This window comes from Stenotrophomonas sp. WHRI 8082 (genome assembly GCF_040223995.2).
Lineage (GTDB): Bacteria > Pseudomonadota > Gammaproteobacteria > Xanthomonadales > Xanthomonadaceae > Stenotrophomonas.
Genome location: NZ_CP167826.1, coordinates 2068389 through 2086375, shown reverse-complemented (window position 1 = coordinate 2086375; position 17987 = coordinate 2068389). Strand labels below are relative to the sequence as shown.

Here is a 17987-nt window from a genome sequence, read left to right as displayed (position 1 = left end):
CTTCGCCCCAACGCCATAGCTACTGGCCCTGCGGCATGTGCGCCTGATGGAACGCCTCGGCACTGACGGGGCGGCCGAACAGGTAGCCCTGGAATACCCGGCACCCCATGCCGGCCAACCACTCGCGCTGCTGCTCGGTCTCCACGCCTTCGGCCACGGTGGCGATGCCGAGGATTTCCGCGATCTCGATGATCTTGCGCACCAGCTCGCGCTGGCTCGGGTCATCACCCATGCCCCGCACGAACGTCTGGTCGATCTTCAGCTCGTCCAGCGGCAGCGCCTGCAGCAGGGAGAACGAAGAGAACCCCGTACCAAAGTCATCCAGCGACCACGAGATGCCATCCTGGCGCAGCGCGCCCATCTTCGCGGCCAGCACGGACAGATCCGTCGCCAGGGCCGATTCGGTGATCTCCAACCTTAGGCGATTCGGTGGCGCGCCCACTCTGCGCAGGGTCGCACGCACATCGTCCACGAAGCTGTCCGATGCCAACTGCAGCGGGCTGACATTGACCGACAGCATCCAGGCATCCACACCGGGCAGGGTCGACCAGTTCTTCAGGTGCACGCACGCGCGTTCCAACACCATCAGGCCGATATCGTGGATCAGGCCGGTTTCTTCGGCCAGCGGGATGAACTTGTCCGGCGACTGCAGGCCATGGCCTGGCCGGTCCCATCGCAGCAGCATCTCCGCGCCCAGCACGCGTCCGTCCAGCCCGACCTGCGGCTGCAGATAGGCACGCAGCTCGCGCTGGGCCAGCCCACGTACCAGCGCGGCGTACTGATCCATCTGCTCGCTCAGGTCTTCGCGGAAGATCGCCAGCACGCTGCAGGTCAGCACCATGGCGGTGAGGGTGTTCAGGCCGTGGCGCAGCCGTCGCACATCATCGGTAAGCAGCTCCAGCTGCGGCCCGAGACTGACCGGGCTGATGGCCAGCACCACCAGCGCGGCGATGCACATGCCAGGGAACAGCCAGCGCAGATAGACGCGCTCGCTACGGAACAGGAAGAAACTGGCCACGCCGATCGGCAGCAGGAACAGGTGGGTCGAACGCGCCGCCGCCGCCGTCGGGGTCTCGGCCAGGCTGACGAAGATCGTCATCACCAGCAGCACGTGCGCGATCAACACCAGCGGGATCCGGTCGCGCTTGCGGGCGATGCCCAGGCAGCCTAGACCGACCAGGATCAGGGAAAACAGCACGATGGCCAGCACGTCCATGCCGTGAGCGCCGTAGAACGCGCCCCAGATCACCCCATGCAGCACACAGACCACACCGCTCAAGCGCAGCAGGCGTTGGATGCGCGGCCACTGCGCATGGTCCGGGAACTTGCGGCTCAGCCACTCCCGGCTGCCGCGGGCGCTTCCTGTCTCGAGCATGGAATTCCCTTTTTTCTCGCCATGGTACTGGCCGAATGCGACAAGCGCTGAAGAGTTTTCACGGGGCGGGTGAGGAAGGGTTAAATACGTCTGCAGGTGCCCATCGGTGTCTCCGAAACCCCGCTTTCATCGGAATCCACCTCAGCAGGCGATCGCGGGACGCGCTCGCCTCATGAATCCAGCGTTGCGGGTGATCTGCTCAGACCATCCCTAGCTTCGGACGAATCCAAGGAGTGGCTGCCAGTTGCCAGCGTCAGCTTCCCGTACGGCCTGCAGGTAGCTTTCCCGCACGGTGCTGTTGTGCGGTGCTGGCCCCCACGAGAAAGGCTGCTCACCGCGCGACTGCAGGAACAGGTCAGCCATCAGTCGCGAGCTGCGGCCGTTTCCGTTAGGGAACGGGTGGATGACTGTCAGCTGGTGATGGAGGCGGGCCGCCTGCTCGTCCAGCGGGTACGTCTTGAACTCTTGCCAGGCACCAATGTTGTCGAAGAGCTGCCGGAGCTGCATTGCGATTTGATGCGGCGCTACGCCGATGTTGCGCTCAGTCAGCCTGTATCGGCCCGCCCACGCCCATACCCTGCCGAACATTTTCTCGTGCAGCTTCCGCAGGAAGGCATCACTGGGCACCACCACATCTTTCTTGCGTATCTCCCGTGCCGCCCAGAGCATGCCGCTGACGACGTTTGCGCCCTCAACGTCGTTGAGGTCGGCGCGTGTCGCGACCCATTTCAGCTTCAGCCCCTGCGCCTCATCCGGGTCCAGCGGTGTCTGGCCATCTTCGATCTCGAAATCGAATGCTTGGAGCTTGGCCACTAGACCCGATCCCCCCACAGCGCGCTGTCTGGGATCTCGTCCTCGGCCTGCTGGAGGAGGTGTTGGCGCAGGTCGGACGATACTGCCTGGTCCTCAAGCTCCATGTGGGCCGCTGCTCGGTTGATCGTGGCGCCGTACACCTTCAATCGCTGGCGATCGACGGTCTCTTGCAGGGGGGTGCGGGGGACCATGAGAACGACCAGCTCGCAGTCAAGGGCGTCAGCGGCTCGCCGCAGAGTTTCCACGCGCACCGTTCCGGAGCGTTCGCTCTTCTCCAGTTTGACCACAGAGCTTTGAACTACACCAAGGCGGTGAGCCAGGTCGGACTGCGACATGCCCAAGGCTTCGCGAATCGCGGCTATCCAGCCACCCCGAGGGATAGCCCGAAGCGCCGGCAAGCTATTCCGCAGAGCTTCCCCGCTCTTGTCCAGTTTTGAACGAGCCAGGCGACGCATCTTCAATGCGGGCGTAGTGGCCATGAATATTCCCTATAGCGAATTGGTGCTTGTGCAATGTATTCCTTATAGGGCATGCAATTCAATCAAAATAGTCCTTATAAAGAATTATTTTTCGTCGCATCTATTCCTTACGATGAATAAATTAGATGTTACCGGACTGCAGCCAAGGGGGCCGCCGGCGTGGCGAGACTGTCCCTGACTGCTTCGACACTTCCGGCGCCAATGGCACCCTTGAGTGCGTCGCTCCCCCCCAATGCCGCGGTGACCGCACCCGCTGCTCCGTGGACGATCGCCCGATATGTCCCGCCATCGGCCCATGCCTCGACCTGGCTGCGGGACCTTTCGCAGCAGCGACAATCCCTCTACATGCGCAGATTTCGACGGTAACCACCGCACGCCTCACGACAACCTGCGCAAGTTCCCTGAACAGGGCCCTCGTTTATGTACCAGTCAGTTCAATATTCAGGATTGATTGCGCTGGCAAACGGATAATTCACATCTGTCGAACGCGGCCTTTCAGCCTCGTCCGATCTACCAAAACTAGAAACAGGTGTATCCCGATGATCAAGAATTCGCTGCTCGCTCTGGGCCTCGCCGTTGCCATGCCGTTCGCGGCCTCGGCAGCTGATGGCCTGTCGTACAACTACGTGGAAGGTGGTTACGTGAACACCGATGCCCGCGGCGGCGATGCCGACGGTTGGGGCGTCAAGGGTTCGGTCGCGGTACACCCGAACTTCCATATCTTTGGCGACTACACCGCGCAGGAAACCGAGCGCACCAATGCTGACGTCGATCAGTGGCGCCTGGGTGTCGGCTACAACTACGGCATCGCGCCGACCACCGACCTGGTGGCCCGTGTCGCGTACCAGAAGTTCGATCCGAAGCGCGGCCTGGATTTCAACGGCTACTCGACCGAAGTCGGCGTGCGCACCGCGTTCACTCCGATGATTGAAGGGTATGCGCTGGCCGGTTACGAGGATTACAGCAAGAAGCACGGCATCAATCCGGACGGCGAGTTCTACGGCCGTGTCGGCGCCACCGCCAAGTTCAACCAGAACTGGGGCCTGAGTGGCGAAGTGAAGCTGGCCAAGGCCGGCGACCGCGAGTGGTTCGTGGGTCCGCGCTTCACCTGGTAAGAACGCCTGTCGTTAGTGCGTAATACGTTGTTGAAAAAATAGTAATGTGGTGCGTTACCGGTGTGTGCTCTCTCTCCCACACGCCATCGGAGCCCGGCCTTTTGGTCGGGCTTCTTTTTTTTGTGCGATGAGGTGCAGCAGTCGTGCAGCGCGCTGTGGACTGGAATCACCGCCGCCCGTGCAGGGCATCGGACGCGGTCTGCGCCAGCTGGCGCCCGGCGAAATACAGTGCCTCTTCTAGGTGATCGCCCAGCTGCTGCTCTGGGCCGGCATGGCGACGGGTGCGCTGCGCGGCGTGCAGTATCTGCAGCACACCGTGCAATGCCTGCAGGCTGCGACTGGCGATGGCCAGGTCACCGCAGCGCCCGGGTCCCAGCCCCTGCTCTTCCCACAGCGTGCCGTCGGCACTTTCGCCGTGATGCATCAAGGTCAGATGCGCGAGCAGTGCGGGAGTTGGATCCTGCATGCCCTGGGCTTCCAGGGTCTTTTCCAGCCGCTCCACCAGGTGCGCCGGGATATCCAAGACGGCATCGCCGATGAGGGCGTTGAGCCGTGCGCCGGGGGGTGAGAATGCGCCCATGTACCGTTACCTCGCTGCGGCCACCCGCGGGATGCGGGTGGCGGACGGTGCGGGTTGGCATACCGGGCACTTACTAGGTCAAAAATCACCGGCGGATCCGGGGATCCCCACGCACCGCCCGCCGTAAGACCGGCAACACGATGCATTCTCCGCCGGGCCCTTGCGGGCACAAACAGAGAGACCTAGTAAAGTGCGAACGGGATGCCAATCCCGACTGGACCTGTTGGGTCCAGCATCTTCATCGTGGGCAGGGGCACGCGGCTCGTCTATGAGCCGATGTGCAATGCGGCGCGTCAGTCGCCCGCCGAACGCGGCTCGGCGCTACCGATGAACTGGAATCCGGGCGGAAACACCGTCGCCTTTTTAACTTTTGCGCTGCGAAGTTTAAAAGTCATCGGCGCTTTTAAACTTTACTGCACCGCGCTGCGGAGAAGTTCGGTGGGTGCTCTGTAGCGCCGAGCCATGCTCGGCGACATGCATCAGGCAAGGGCGTGACGGCCGGCGGCCGTCACTACCGGGTTCAACGGAAGAGGGTGTCCGGGTATTCCGGCTTCTGTTCGCGGGCCAGCAGGGTACGCAGGCCTTCGGACGGGGTCTGTTCGCCGTGCAGCACGGCACGCACGCCATCGGAAATGGGCAGGTCGATGCCATAACGGCGCGCTTGGCGCATCACTTCGTCGGCGGTCTGCACCGATTCCACCACCTGGCCGATCTCGCGGATCGCGTCCTGCAGCGTCTGCCCGCGGCCCAGGGCAAGGCCCAAGCGACGGTTACGCGACAAATCGCCGGTGCAGGTCAGCACCAGATCGCCCAGTCCGGCCAGGCCCATCAGGGTCTCCGGCTTGGCGCCGATCGCCGCGGCCAGCCGCAGCATCTCGTTCAGGCCGCGGGTGATCAGGCCGGCACGGGCGTTGAGGCCCAGCTGCATGCCATCGGCGACACCGGTGGCGACGGCCAGCACGTTCTTCATCGCACCGCCCAGCTCGGCACCCAGCATGTCATCGCCGGTATAAGCGCGGAACGCGGGGCCATGCATGGCTTCGGCCACGGTCTGCGCAAACTCGGGCACGTCGCCGTGCACGGTGATTGCCGTCGGCAGGCCCTGGGTGACTTCCTTGGCGAACGACGGACCGGTGACCACGGCCAGCGGCACGTCATCGCCCAGGATCTCGCGCGCCACCTCATGCAGGAAGCGGCCCGAACCGGGTTCGAAGCCCTTGGTCGCCCAGGCAACGCCGGCACCGGCCGGACGCAGCGGCGCCAGCGCGGTCACCGTTTCATTGAACGCGTGCGACGGGGTGACCACGAGGATCCACGACGCGCCTTCCACGGCAGCGGCCATGTCGGTGGTCGCACGCAGCGACTCCGGCAGCGGGATGCCCGGCAGGTAACGGGCGTTCTCGTGGCGCTGGTCGATGGCTTCCACCATCGCCGCATCGCGTCCCCACAGCACGGTCTGGAGACCGTGCCGGGCGAGCAGGCTGGCCAGCGCGGTTCCCCAGGAACCGGCGCCGAGGACGGCTACTTTTTCAGCGTTATCGCTCATGCGCTGGGTCGGAACGCCGATCAGGCGTTGCCGGCCGGCTCGGAGTTGGCGAGCGACGGCGCTTCACCCTGCTCCTGGCGCTGGCGCAGGGTTTCCGCGTACAGGCCTTCGAAGTTGATCGGCTGCAGGAAGAACGGCGGGAAGCCACCGGCCTGGATCAGGTCGCTGACCAGCGAGCGCACGTACGGGAACAGGATGTTCGGGCACTGGGTGCCGAGCAGCACGTCCACCGACTGCGGGTCCAGGCCGACCAGGCCGAACACGCCAGCCTGCTTCACTTCCGCCACGTAGGCAGTGCGGTCTTCGGCCTTGCAGGTCAGGGTCACGGCCAGCACGACTTCAAAAGCGTTCTCGCCCAGGCGCTGCACCTGCTGGTTCAGGTTGAGCTGCAGTTCCGGCTGTACCTGATCGTTGAAGATGGCCGGAGCATTCGGCGATTCGAAGGAAACGTCCTTGACGTAGATCTTTTCGACGGTGAACGCGGGACCGGTGGCGGCGTCGACCGGTGCAGCTGCGCCGTTGGTGTTTTCTTCGGACATTTCCTGTTGCTCCAGATGAATTCGTTGAACGTAATGTTTAGACGATATGTTGCATCAACAGCGATGGGGGCGGGGCATGCAGCGCACAACCCCCCGTCATGCGATCAGCGTCAGTGACGGCCCTTGACCAGCGGCAGCTCCGCCTGCTGCCATGCAGGCAGGCCGCCGTCGAGCACGGATACCTGCTCGAAGCCGGCTTTTTTCAGCGTCTTGGCGGCAGCTTCCGATGCGGTGCCCGCACGGCACACCAGCACCACGGGGCGCTGCTTGGCCGCGGCCACCAGCTTGTGCTCGGGGCCGAACTGGCTGGCCTGCACGTTCTTGCTGCCAGCAATATGGCCTTTCTCGAAATCACTGCTGGAGGACAGGTCCACGACCACGGCGTCGCCGCCGTTGATGACCTGGACCAGTTCGCCGGGCTTGAGCGACTTGTAGCCACGGAACAGGCGACGGATTTCAGTGACGATGATGGCGGCGGTCAGGCCCACCAGGGCGATCGACAACATCGGGTTTCGGCCAGCAAAGGCCACCAACTCTTCGTAATTCACGCAGGTCACGGGTCGATAAGCGGGCGCCGATTGTCGCACAAGCCGATTCGGGCAGGGATTTTGCTGGTTTGTCGTCTTTATGGGCCGAGCTGCGTTCGGCGAGTAGTCACTGCTGACGGCCAGCGGCCGTCACTACCGGGCCAGCGGCCGCTAGTGCTTGGCCCGCGGCGGTCGTTACTGGCCTTCCCAGAGATCCGGCAGGCCGTTGGTCTGCCACCAGCGCTTGGCCTGGGCATCCCAGCGCCAGCGTTCAACCACACCGACGGTGCGCTCGGACTGGGTGTTGTTGTTGATCACGCCCACCAGGACGCGGCGCTCCACGGTGCCATCGGGCAACTGCGCGGTGGTGCTTTCGCGGTAGGACGACACGCGCAGCTGCGAATAGCGTCGCAGCTGGAATTCGGTAGGCGGATTGGCCTTGCGCTGCGCCGGGTCCAGATAGCCCAGGGCTTCGTCCATGGTGCCCCAACGGATCGTGGACCCGTAGGAGGTCTGGATCTCTTCCAGCTGTTTGCGCTGTTTGCGGCTGATATCAGCCGCCATTGTCGCCACCGAGGCCAGCAGCAGGCCGGTCAGAATCAAGAACTGGGTCAGTCGGCGCAGGTGCGGGTTCTTCAACGGTAGGCTCCCCAAGGCATCAGGGTGCCATCCTACCCTTTGGCGAAGGCGACGAAACGGCCGCTCAGCTCGGCGGCGGGCTTGCCATCGCTGCCCGGCTGCACGGCCACCACGCCGATGCGCGCCTTGCCGCGCTGCTTGAAGGTGGCCAGGAAGGTGTCCCAGTCACTGTCCGGGGCGATTTCCGCCTGTGCGTGCAGATCGCCATACACCGGCGCGCGGTAGCGCAGCTGGCTGTCGGCTACGTAGACCTCGGCCTCGAAGCCGGCCAGACGCAGGCGCAGGGTGACCAGCGCCCAGCCGGACAGGGTCATCGCCGAGGCCAGGCTGCCACCGAAGGCGTTGCCTTTGTCGTTGACGTTGACCGCCAAGGGCGCGCTCAGCTGCAGCTGGCCATCGGCATAGCCCTCCAGGCGGAGTTGCATGGCACGCACCGGCGGCATGCTGTCCAGCACCTCCTGCAGGACCAGCAGCGAGGATGAAACGGGTTCGGCGGACATCAGCAGTTACACCTGCAACAACGCGGGCCCGCATAATGACGGCAATGGATAAACGTACGAAACCGTGTGGTTGGACACTGGTGTCGCTGCGACCGCAGGGACAGCACGGCGCGGTGGGTGACGCCCTGGCCGATCCGTGCGCATTCATGATCGCGCTGTCGCCGTGGCGACTGCAACGGCGGCTTGGCGACCCTGCTTTGCGGCAGCTGCAGCAGGCCTTGCAGGCCTCCCGGGTGATCTTCACCAGCCCGGCAGCGGTGGTGGCGGCTTCCGGCGCACTCCCGCTTCAGGATGCGCCATCGCGGCCTTGGCTGGCGGTCGGTGAGGGCACGCTGCGCGCGCTGCGGGCGGTCGGCATCGATCACGCCATGGCTCCGCAACGGATGGACAGCGAGGGCCTGTTGGCGCTGCCGGCGCTAGCAGCGGTGCGCGGGCAGACGGTGGGGCTGGTGACCGCTCCCGGCGGACGCGGGCTGATCGCCGCACAACTGCAGGAGCGCGGAGCGCAGCTGGTGCGCGCCGATGTGTATCAGCGGGTGCCGCTGCGGGTGCCGCCGCGGGGGTTGGCGCGGCTGTCGCGTTCGCCGCAGCCGTGGGTGCTGGCGGTGAGCAGCGGCGAGGCGCTGGAGCGTGTATGGGCGCAGCTGACGCCGGACTGGCAGGCCAGGTGGCAGGCACGGATGGATGTGGTCGTGGCGAGCGAGCGATTGCGCGTCCAGGTGCAGGGGTTGGGTTTTGCGCACGTAGTCGTGGCGGACGGCCCCACCCCGCAGCAGATGGCGGCCGCGTGCCGTCAGCTCGCCCACCGGGCGATGCCGGGAGGGACGATGCCGGACGGGGCGATGGCGGACGGGTAGAGCCGACTTCAGTCGGCTGTCGTTCGCCCTATGTTCCGGCGGGTCCGGATCGACGTGCAGCCGGCTGAAGCCGGCTCTACCGGGCTGCGGCGGCGGCGGGCCGCTTGCTGCTTCTGCGTGCAACGGTGATGCTGTGCGCTGCGCCGCGTACCGTGTTGGTCGACGCGGCCGTTTGAGACGCCGTGCATGAACGAAACCCCCACTCCGCTTCCCCCGCGCCGCGCGCTGCGCTGGATCGCTCCGCTGATCATCGTGCTGCTGCTCGTCGCCGCGAGCGGCTGGGGCTGGCATGCCTGGCAGCAAGGGCAGGAACGGGCGCGTCTGCAGTCGCAGGCCGACGCGGTGCGCCTGCAGGGTCTGCTGGATACGGTCGATGCGCTGCGTCGCGATCAGCGCGCCACCAGCGCGCGCCTGCAGGATGCGGCCAGTGCCAACCGCGTGCTGCGCGATGAGGTCCTGGGACTCGGCCAGCGCAGTGCGCTGCTCGAGGAAAACCTGGCGCGGCTGGCGGAAACGACCCGCCAGGACAGCCAGGCCCTGCACCGTGACGAGGCCGAGCTGCTGCTCACCCAGGCCGCGCAGCGGCTGGACGCGGCCGATGATCTCGACGGCGCCCGCCGGCTGTATGCGCTGGCGGCGGCGCAACTGGATGACCTGCCCTCTGCGGACGCACTGAACCTTCGCCAGGCCCTGATGCAGGAGCGCAATGCGTTGGACGCGCTGGGTACCGGCCCGCGCGCGCAGGCGCGCCTGCGGTTGGCCTCGCTGGCAGAGTCCCTGCAGACCCTGCCGGTGCACGGGGCGGCGACGCAGGCCAGTGGCACGGCGACGGGCGATGCACGGCCGTGGTGGCAGATCGCCTTGGCCGCCTTCGTCGAAATAACGCCCAGCGCGGTCAACGGCCCGTTGACCGCTGCCGACCGTGCGGTCGCTGCCGATGCGCTGCAGCTGGAATTGACCCTTGCCCGCGCTGCCGTCGAGCGCGGGGATCGCCCCGCGTTGCGGCAGGCGTTGGACCGGATTGAACGCGGGATGACCGCGCTCTGGCCAGATTCACCGGCCCTGCGCAGGCAGCGTGCTGAACTCACTGCATTGCGCTCGGCGCCGCTGCGCCTGGACGCGCCGGAACTGGGCAGCACCCTGCAGCAACTGCGCACTTTGCGAGATGGAGAGACCCCGTTATGAAGCCGTTGCAATCCTTGATCGTGCTGTTGTTGGCCGTGGCGGTGGGCGTGATCGGCGCCCAGTGGCTGGGTGCCAATGACCTCCGCCAGTACGGCGAAGTGATCTTCCGTTATGGCGGCACCGACTACCGCAGCACGCTGCCGCAGGTGGTGTTGCTGACCCTGGTGGTGATGCTGGTGCTGTGGCTGCTGTGGAGCCTGATCGCCTCACCGTTCCGCGCTTGGGGCCGCTATCGCCGCAAGCAGGGGCGCGTCCGTCTGGTCGATGGCCTGCAGGCTTATGAACATGGCCAGTGGCAACGTGCCGAGAAGCTGCTCGACGGCGCCGCGCAGGATGAAGAGGTGACCGCCATTGCGCTGACCAATGCGGCACGCAGCGCGCGTGCGCGCGGCGACGATGTGACCAGCCAGGCTTACCTGCAGCGTCTGGCGACGACCGATGCGACCAGCCAGGCCCTGCTGCGCGCAGAGCAACAGCTGGCCGATGACCTGCCGGTGGATGCGATCAACACGCTGGATGCGGCCAACCTGCAGCCGCTGCCGCCCCGCGGCCTGTGGCTGCGCAGCGAAGCACTGGCGCGTGCCGGGCGGGCGCATGAGGCGTATGGCCAACTGGGTGCGCTGCGCCAGAGCAAGGTGCTGCCGGCCGATGCATTGACCACGCTGGAAGCCCGACTCGCCGCGCAGGCGTTGCTGGAAGCGGCGGACGTGAACGCGCTTGCGGCGCAGTGGGAAACCATGCCGAAGACGCTGCGCTCGGATCCGGCGGTGGTGTCGGCGTATGCCGCCCGCGCCGTGGCGCTGGATTGGGATGAGCCTGCATTGCTCGCGTTGGAACAGGCGCTGGACCAGCGTTGGAGCGATGAGCTGGTGGAACTGTATGGCGTACTGCCGGCATCACGCCTGGCCACGCGTGACGCCAACCTGGTGCGCTGGCGCCGGACCCACGGCGATTCGTCTGCGCTGCTGCTGGCACAGGGTCGCGTCGCCTTGGCACAGGGTCGCCATGAAGAAGCCGAAGTGCTGCTGCACGAAGCGATTGCGGGCGGTGCTGGGGCGTCGGCATGGGAAGCACTGGGTGCCTCGCTGCTGGCCCGTGGCGAACCCCAGCTGGCGGCTCAGTGCCTGACCAATGCGCTGCGTGAGCAGCGTGGCGAAGACAGCGTCGCCCTGGTGCGTACCGACGCGCTGGCAAGCGCGCCGCGTGCCACCGTGGAAGAACAGGTCATGACTCCGGTACCGCCGGTGTACGACGCCCGCGAACCACGCGACGAAAACGGGTTCCCGCGCGTTCCCTGATCCGCGCGCAGACCCCTACCCTCGCACAGACCCTTGGTAGCGCCGAGCCATGCTCGGCGGAATGCTGGATCGCGCTGCCGCTGCGCTCGCCGAGCATGGCTCGGCGCTACCACCCGGTCAGCCGGTCAGCGTTCGACGATCGCCACCACGCCCATGCCGCCGGCGGTGCAGATCGATACCAATGCGCGGCCACCGCCGCGTTCGGCGAGCTGCTTGGCTGCCGTGGCGATCACGCGGGCACCGGTGGCGGCGAACGGATGGCCCGTCGCCAACGAAGAACCCAACGGGTTGATCTTCTCCGGGTCGATGCGACCCAGCGGGGCATCCAGGCCCAGGCGATTCCGGCAGTAATCCTCGCTCTCCCATGCGCGCAGCGTGCACAGCACCTGGGCGGCGAACGCTTCATGGATTTCGTAGATATCGAAGTCCTGCAAGGTCAGGTCGTTGCGCTTCAGCATTTCCGGCACGGCCACGGTCGGGGCCATCAACAGTCCTTCGCCGTGCACGAAATCCACGGCGGCCACCTGCGAATCGCGCAGGTAGGCCAACGGCGTGTGGCCATGCGCGCGCGCCCACTCTTCGCTCGCCAGCAATACGGCAGATGCGCCATCGGTCAGCGGCGTCGAATTGGCGGCGGTCAGCGTGCCACGGCCGGACACGCGGTCGAAGGCAGGCTTCAACGTAGCCAGCTTTTCCAGTGACGTATCGGCACGCAGGATGTTGTCACGCTCCACGCCGCGGAACGGTGCGATCAGATCGGTGAAGAAGCCGCGTTCGTACGCGGCCGCCAGCTTCTTGTGCGACGACACGGCCCACTCATCCTGCGAATCGCGCGAGATGTTCCATTCCTTGGCCATGTCTTCGCAGTGGTCACCCATGCTCTTGCCGGTGCGCGGCTCGGCCACACCGGGAAACTCGGGCTTCAGTTCACTGAGCTTGAAACCGCTGGTCAAGGCACGCAGCTTGTCGCCGGTGCTTTTGGCACGGTTGGCAGCCAGCAGGCGTGCACGCAGCTTCTTGCCATAGACGATCGGCACATCCGAAGTGGTATCGGAACCGCCGCCGATGCCGGACTCGATCTGTCCGAGGGCGATCTTGTTGGCCACCGCGATGATGGTGTCCAGCGAGGTGCCGCACGCACGCTGCATGGTGATGCCGGGGGTGAGCGGGGACAGTCCGGATGAAAGCGCAGCCTCACGGCCCAGGTTCCAGTCACTGGAGTGCTTGATCACCGCTCCCATTGCTACTTCGCCGAGCTGTTGGCCGTGCAGGCCGAACCGTTCGACCAGGGCGCCGAGCGTACGTACGGACATGCCGAGGTTGCCGACGTCCGAATACGCGGTGTTCTGGCGGCAGAACGGAATACGGACGCCACCGAGGATGGCGACGGGTCGGGCGTTGGGCATGGACATACCTGGCATGGGATAGGGTGTCTGCAACATGGCCTGCACGAAGGCGCAGGCATAATGGTCCCAAGTGTAGCTGCCGCCCTGTGATGGGCCAACCGTGAAACCATGAGCAAAACCAACCCCGGCATGAACGCCCTCGGCGTGCTCGCCCTTGAGCTCGCCGACGGCGAGTCGCCCCGCCACGCCGCACTCACCGCCGAACAATCCGGTGAACTGGCAGAGCGCGTAGGTCGCGATCTGGCCAAGCTGGTGCCACAGGCCAGTGAACTGGACCTGGTGTTTGCCGCCGCCCATTTCGATCCAGCCGAAGTGCTGCGCCCGGGCTGGCCGATCCATCGGCGCCTGGAAGAACTGCAGATGCGCGCACCCGGCCGCAGCGAGGGCCCGCGCCTGCTGGCGTTCGGCGCGGATGCAAGCGGCGACGTGCCACTGCCTTTCCAGGCAGACCCCTCCTTGAAGGGGGGTGGACTGCGGGTGGTGCCGTTCCTGCTGACGGGCAGCGATGCGGCGACGACGGCCGCCGTGTCCGATGCGCTGGAGACGCTGCTGCTGGCGGAAGGAATGGCACACGCCGACACCGCGTTGCTGGCACAGAAGGCGTTTGGTGCCCGCGTGGAACACGCGCGCTATTTCACCGTGAATGACCTGGCGGCGATGATGTCGATGCAGTACGACAACCAGGGATTGGCTGCCCTGTGGCCGTTGATCGAGACGGCGATCATGGAGGCAGGCACCGATGAGTGGCTGGACGCCGCGCCGGAGCCGCTGCTGCGCTATACCCACGGCGAGGCGCGCATGGCGTTGTTCGATCCGGCCGGGTGGTGCGCGCACTATTCGCACGGCAAGAAGGACTGCGAGCGGCTGAAGGGTATCTATGAGCAGTACCTGATGCGCCAGCGGCAGATGGCGGCGGTGCTGGAAGCCCACGGCGTGCCGGTGCTGTTCGTGCACTGCGAGGCAGGCCAGGACGCGCGGGCGTTGTTGGAACGTTAGTTTTTTTGCGTGCTCGCGCCCCGTTCTCAGTGGAGGTGGCGGTGGGCATGCCATTGCAGGACACGCCGTGAACCCGTCCATGGGGGCTCATGTTCGGCTCCTGCCTCACAAGGTCCTGCAATGGCATGCCCACCGCCTCATGTCAGTTGGCTGGCTGCGCACGCGGTAGGGCAGGAAGAGCAGGAGCAGAAAAGGAACGCCGGCTTTCGCCGGCGTTCCTTTTTTCGGGTTGCTGCGTTGTTACGAGAGGCTTACTGCGCCTTGATGACCGCGCAGGCCAGACGGGCGCCGGCGTTGCCGGTGGGCTGGGTCTTGTAGTCGTCTGCATCGGCGTGGACGATCAGGCCGCGGCCGATGATGTCAAAGCCATCCCCCTTGCCGATGTTGACGTTGGTCGACACCGGTGCGTCGATGGTGGCGATGCCTTCGGCGTTGGCTTTGATGTTCGGCATGTCGCCGCCGTGATGCGGATCGCTGGCCACGCTGCCGTGATCCTGCGTGCCGGGATTGAAGTGGCCGCCGGCGCTGGCGCCGTCCGGTGCGCTGCAATCGCCTTTTTCATGGATGTGGAAGCCGTGCTCGCTGCCCGGCTTCAGGCCGCTGACCTGGCCGGTGACGTGCACGCGCCCGTCCACCACCTTGAAGCTGACCGAGCCTTTGGTTTCATTGCCCTGCGTCGGCGCAAGGTCGGCAACGGCAGTGGCCGCCGCGGCGGCTTCCATCATCGGCGGCGGTGCTTCAGCAGGCGTGGTGGTGGCGGTGGCTTCGGCAGGGGTGGCCGGCGCCATGCTGTCGGTGGCACTGTCGGGCTGCTTGTTGCAGGCGGTCAGGCCAAACGCGGCCAGCGCGACGAACATCGAGGTATGGATCAGGCGCATCGGGTGGTTCTCCAGATAGGTGAGTACGAAACCTGCAGCGAAGTCCTACTTCGTGATGCGGATGATGCCGCAGGCGATACGGGCGCCGGCATTGCCAGCCGGCTGGCTGCGATGGTCGTCGGGCTGGGCGTGCACGATGAGGGCACGTCCGCCGATGTCATTGGCAGCGCCTCCCCCCAGGGTGACGCCTCGCAGATGGATGTCGACGTTGGCACGCCCCTGCGCATCGGCGCGCAGGTTCGGCATGTCGCCCAGGTGATGCGGTCCCGTGCCCGGTGCGCCGTGCGGCTGCTGGGTAGGGTTGAAATGATTGCCGGCGCTGCTGGCATCCACGGCGCTGCAATCGCCGCGCTCGTGTACGTGGAAGCCAGGCTGCTGCAACGGCTGCAGGCCGCCGATCATGCCGGTGACATGCACGCCGCCCGCTTCCGGCACCAGGGCCAAGCGGCCGCTGACGATGCTGGCGGAGGCCGGTGACAGATTGCTCTCGGCCATCTGCGCCGTGCTGACCACGCTGACGGCCACGGGCGGCGCGGGAGGCGGGGACGGCGTGGTGCCGCAGGCTGCGAGGAACAGGCCAGCCGCAGCCGGCAGGATCAAACGGATTGAGGTCATGGTGGACTCCTTGCTGGGCACGTTACGGGCATCCCTGTCCATGGCGCATCAACGCCGCGTCGTACGGACGCGCAGGGACGGAAAAATGAGGTCAGCTGCGGCGGCGGCCGGCACCCAGCTTGCGGGTCAATGTGTTCCGGCCCAAGCCCAATCGGGCTGCGGCTTCGGCGCGGCGGCCGTGAGTGAGCTGCAATGCGGCGTCCAGCAAGGCATGGTCGACACGCTCGCGCACCTGGGCATGCAGGCCCTCAGCGCCCTCGGCCAGACGCTGTTTGGCCCATTGCGACAACAGCACTTCCCATTGGCCTGGATCGGTGACCGCCGGGCGCGCAGCGCTGCGCGTGCCGCCCCGGTTCACGGCCATCTCCACGTCGGCCACGCCGATCGTGTCGCTCGCCGCCAGCGCCGCCATGCGCCAGCACACGTTCTCCAGCTCACGCACGTTGCCCGGCCACTCATGTTCGCGCAGCGCCTGCAGTGCTGCTGCGGTGAGCCGCTTGGGGGGACCCTCCAGCTTGTGCGTGGCGGCCGCGAGGAACGTCATCGCCAACTGCCCGATGTCGTCGCGACGCTCGCGCAGAGGCGGCAGCTGCAAGCGCACCACATCCAGCCGGTGCAATAGATCGGCACGGAAACGCCCTTGTGCGACCAGCCCTTCAAGGTCCTGGTGGGTCGCCGCCACCACCCGCACATCGACGTGGATCAGCTCACGCCCTCCTACGCGGAAGAACTCGCCCTCCGCCAGCACGCGCAGCAGCCGGGTCTGCAGGGCGAGCGGCATGTCGCCGATTTCATCGAGGAACAACGTGCCCTTGTCGGCCTGTTCGAACCGGCCGATGTGGCGGCGCTGGGCACCGGTGAACGCACCGGCTTCATGGCCGAACAGCTCGCTTTCCAGCAGCTCGGCCGGAATGGCGGCCGTGTTCAGGGCCACGAAGGGCGCACCCGCCCGTGGCGATTCACGGTGCAGCGCGCTCGCCACCAGCTCCTTGCCGGTGCCGGTTTCGCCGGTGATCAGGACCGCCAAGGGTGCCTGCGCCAGCTTGCCGATGGCACGGAACAGCGCGCGCATCGCCGGGGTATCGCCCACCAGTTGCGGAGCCTGGTCCCGGGTGGCGGCATCGGCCGGCGACGGCGTGTCGGTCAACTCGGCTTCGGCTTCGCCATCAGGCAGCACACGGCGGGCCAGCGCGACGGCGTCGTCCAGATCGAACGGCTTGGAGAGGAATTCGTGTGCGCCACCGCGGAATGCACCCGCGGTGCTGGCCACATCGGTATACGCCGACATGACGATGACCGGAAGCTGCGGGTGCGCCGCTTTCAGTTTATCCAGCAGCACCAGGCCGTCATCGCCCGGCATGCGCACGTCGGTGAACAGCAGGGCAGGCACCGTTTGCCGGTCCAACGCATCGAGCGCGGCGGCGGCGCTGTCGAAGCTTTCGACGCGGTATCCGGCGTCGCGCAGGGCCGTGCTGAGAACGAAGCGCACGGCTCGGTCATCATCGACCACCCATACGCGGTGGCCGCCATGCGCGGTGTCAGGCAGATCAGCCATGCGCGGCGTCCTCACGTAAAGAAGGAGTGCTGATCGGAAGCAGCAACGTAAACACGGTATGCCCGGGTCGCGAGCGATAGGTAAGCGTGCCGCGGTGCTCGCGTGCCACCTGCTGTGCCAGTGCCAAGCCCAGGCCCGTGCCTTCCGCACGCCCGCTGACCAGCGGCAGGAACAGATGCTCGGCGAGCTCCTCCGGTACGCCCCGGCCGTCGTCGGCGATTTCCAGCCGCAGCGCCATCGGGTGCAACTGCTCGGCGATGCGCACGCCATGCTCCACGCGCGTACGCAGGGTGATGCCGCCGGCACCCGCCTGCATGGCGTTGCGTACCAGGTTCCACACCGCCTGGTTGAGTCGATCGGCATCGCCACTGAACTCGGGGATGCTGGGGTCGTAGTCGCGCTGCAGGCGCACTGCCCAGCCGGCTTCACTTTCTGCCAGGCGCAGGACCTGTTCCAACGCCGCATGGATGTTCAGTGCGGCGTGTGGCGCCGCCGGCGCGGGTGACAGCAGTTGATCCAGCAGGCTGTTCAGCCGCTCGATCTCCGTGCCGATCAGCTCCACCAGTTCACGCTCATCGGCATCCCGGTGATGCACCCGGCGCGCCAGCAGCTGCGCGGCACCCTTCAATCCCGCCAAGGGGTTGCGCAGTTCGTGGGCCAGTCCTTTCAAGGCGGCGCTGAGTGCGCTCGGCAGCGCGGTGGTCGGGTCGAGACCGGGGAACTCATCCACCGGATGCGCCTCCAGCAACCACCCGCCGTCATCCAGGCGGCTCATCCAGCCTTCGGCAAAGCGTGCGCCCTCACCCGGCATGCCCAGTGCCAGACGATGCAGGCGCAGGCTGTCGCGCTCGTCACGTGACAGGAAATGCGCCAACGCTTCGCCCTGCGTCTCCAGCGCGACCAGTGGCTTGCCGATCAACCTCCTACCACTAACCCCCAGCCAACGCGCAAACGCCGGGTTGCAACCGGTAATGCGACCTTCGGCATCCGCCCAGGCGAGGGGCGTGCCGAGTTGGTCGATAGCCGGCGCAGGAGAAGAAGCAGTCATTGCACCAATGTAGTGCATAACGGCGACGAGAGTGAA

The 17987-nt window shown here is 66.2% G+C and carries 19 protein-coding genes; 5 read left to right on the top strand and 14 right to left on the bottom strand.

What is annotated here, in order from left to right; translation table 11 throughout:
• Nucleotides 1-19: 19 nt before the first annotated feature.
• The 3 genes from ABRP17_RS09130 to ABRP17_RS09120 form a co-directional block, all read right to left on the bottom strand.
• On the bottom strand, nt 20-1375 hold the full coding sequence (locus ABRP17_RS09130) for an EAL domain-containing protein (RefSeq protein WP_349985688.1): 1356 nt from the start codon (nt 1373-1375) through the stop codon (nt 20-22).
• 210 nt (nt 1376-1585) lie between these two features.
• The gene (locus tag ABRP17_RS09125; protein WP_349985687.1) at nt 1586-2188 is read right to left on the bottom strand and encodes a mobile mystery protein B; all 603 of its coding nucleotides are present in this window, start codon (nt 2186-2188) and stop codon (nt 1586-1588) included.
• A complete protein-coding gene (locus ABRP17_RS09120) occupies nt 2188-2667 on the bottom strand; it encodes a mobile mystery protein A (protein WP_349985686.1) in 480 nt (159 codons plus the stop codon). Before ABRP17_RS09120 ends, ABRP17_RS09125 begins: the two co-directional genes overlap by 1 nt.
• Before the next feature lie 542 nt (nt 2668-3209).
• Here ABRP17_RS09120 and ABRP17_RS09115 point away from each other — a divergent pair.
• On the top strand, nt 3210-3782 hold the full coding sequence (locus ABRP17_RS09115; protein WP_188327152.1) for an Ax21 family protein: 573 nt from the start codon (nt 3210-3212) through the stop codon (nt 3780-3782).
• A gap of 166 nt (nt 3783-3948) precedes the next feature.
• On the opposite strand, the gene ABRP17_RS09110 is transcribed toward ABRP17_RS09115, so the two are convergent.
• From ABRP17_RS09110 to ABRP17_RS09085, 6 genes are all read right to left on the bottom strand, one after another.
• On the bottom strand, nt 3949-4362 hold the full coding sequence (locus tag ABRP17_RS09110) for a hypothetical protein (protein ID WP_192082436.1): 414 nt from the start codon (nt 4360-4362) through the stop codon (nt 3949-3951).
• Between the two features lie 520 nt (nt 4363-4882).
• Complete coding sequence (locus ABRP17_RS09105) at nt 4883-5908, bottom strand: NAD(P)H-dependent glycerol-3-phosphate dehydrogenase (protein ID WP_349985685.1); 1026 nt, start codon at nt 5906-5908, stop codon at nt 4883-4885.
• 20 nt (nt 5909-5928) lie between these two features.
• Nucleotides 5929-6447, bottom strand: a complete 519-nt coding sequence (gene secB / locus ABRP17_RS09100) for a protein-export chaperone SecB (protein WP_188325666.1) — start codon at nt 6445-6447, stop codon at nt 5929-5931.
• A 110-nt stretch (nt 6448-6557) separates the two neighbouring features.
• Nucleotides 6558-6995, bottom strand: coding sequence for a rhodanese-like domain-containing protein (locus ABRP17_RS09095; RefSeq protein ID WP_188325665.1), 438 nt, complete (start codon nt 6993-6995; stop codon nt 6558-6560).
• A 174-nt stretch (nt 6996-7169) separates the two neighbouring features.
• Nucleotides 7170-7598, bottom strand: a complete 429-nt coding sequence (locus ABRP17_RS09090; RefSeq protein ID WP_188327151.1) for a hypothetical protein — start codon at nt 7596-7598, stop codon at nt 7170-7172.
• Between the two features lie 47 nt (nt 7599-7645).
• Nucleotides 7646-8113, bottom strand: a complete 468-nt coding sequence (locus tag ABRP17_RS09085) for a YiiD C-terminal domain-containing protein (RefSeq protein ID WP_349985684.1) — start codon at nt 8111-8113, stop codon at nt 7646-7648.
• Nucleotides 8114-8148: 35 nt separating this feature from the next.
• Between ABRP17_RS09085 and ABRP17_RS09080 the strand changes: the two genes are divergently transcribed.
• The 3 genes from ABRP17_RS09080 (at nt 8149) to ABRP17_RS09070 (ending at nt 11453) form a co-directional block, all read left to right on the top strand.
• Nucleotides 8149-8970 carry a uroporphyrinogen-III synthase gene (locus tag ABRP17_RS09080; protein WP_372486740.1) on the top strand — a complete coding sequence of 274 codons (822 nt, stop codon included), beginning with the start codon at nt 8149-8151 and terminating at the stop codon, nt 8968-8970.
• A gap of 186 nt (nt 8971-9156) precedes the next feature.
• Nucleotides 9157-10155: a uroporphyrinogen-III C-methyltransferase gene (locus tag ABRP17_RS09075; protein ID WP_349985682.1), complete on the top strand. Its 999-nt coding sequence runs from the start codon at nt 9157-9159 to the stop codon at nt 10153-10155.
• Nucleotides 10152-11453, top strand: coding sequence for a heme biosynthesis HemY N-terminal domain-containing protein (locus tag ABRP17_RS09070; RefSeq protein WP_349985681.1), 1302 nt, complete (start codon nt 10152-10154; stop codon nt 11451-11453). The genes ABRP17_RS09075 and ABRP17_RS09070 overlap by 4 nt, the downstream gene beginning before the upstream one ends.
• A 125-nt stretch (nt 11454-11578) precedes the next feature.
• On the opposite strand, the gene ABRP17_RS09065 is transcribed toward ABRP17_RS09070, so the two are convergent.
• Nucleotides 11579-12874: an acetyl-CoA C-acetyltransferase gene (locus ABRP17_RS09065; RefSeq protein WP_349985712.1), complete on the bottom strand. Its 1296-nt coding sequence runs from the start codon at nt 12872-12874 to the stop codon at nt 11579-11581.
• A 93-nt stretch (nt 12875-12967) separates the two neighbouring features.
• On the opposite strand from ABRP17_RS09065, the gene ABRP17_RS09060 reads away from it, so the two are divergent.
• Nucleotides 12968-13855, top strand: a complete 888-nt coding sequence (locus ABRP17_RS09060; protein WP_192096434.1) for a hypothetical protein — start codon at nt 12968-12970, stop codon at nt 13853-13855.
• Between the two features lie 251 nt (nt 13856-14106).
• Here ABRP17_RS09060 and ABRP17_RS09055 read toward each other — a convergent pair whose 3' ends face one another.
• The 4 genes from ABRP17_RS09055 to ABRP17_RS09040 all read right to left on the bottom strand — a co-directional run bounded on the left by ABRP17_RS09055 (nt 14107) and on the right by ABRP17_RS09040 (nt 17951).
• The gene (locus ABRP17_RS09055) at nt 14107-14733 is read right to left on the bottom strand and encodes a superoxide dismutase family protein (RefSeq protein WP_188325659.1); all 627 of its coding nucleotides are present in this window, start codon (nt 14731-14733) and stop codon (nt 14107-14109) included.
• A gap of 45 nt (nt 14734-14778) precedes the next feature.
• A complete protein-coding gene (locus ABRP17_RS09050; RefSeq protein ID WP_188325658.1) occupies nt 14779-15348 on the bottom strand; it encodes a superoxide dismutase family protein in 570 nt (189 codons plus the stop codon).
• 91 nt (nt 15349-15439) lie between these two features.
• Nucleotides 15440-16903: a nitrogen regulation protein NR(I) gene (ntrC, locus tag ABRP17_RS09045; protein WP_372486739.1), complete on the bottom strand. Its 1464-nt coding sequence runs from the start codon at nt 16901-16903 to the stop codon at nt 15440-15442.
• Entirely contained in the window at nt 16896-17951 is a 1056-nt protein-coding gene (locus ABRP17_RS09040; protein WP_192096442.1) for a nitrogen regulation protein NR(II), read from the bottom strand. Before ABRP17_RS09040 ends, ntrC begins: the two co-directional genes overlap by 8 nt.
• Nucleotides 17952-17987 lie beyond the last annotated feature (36 nt).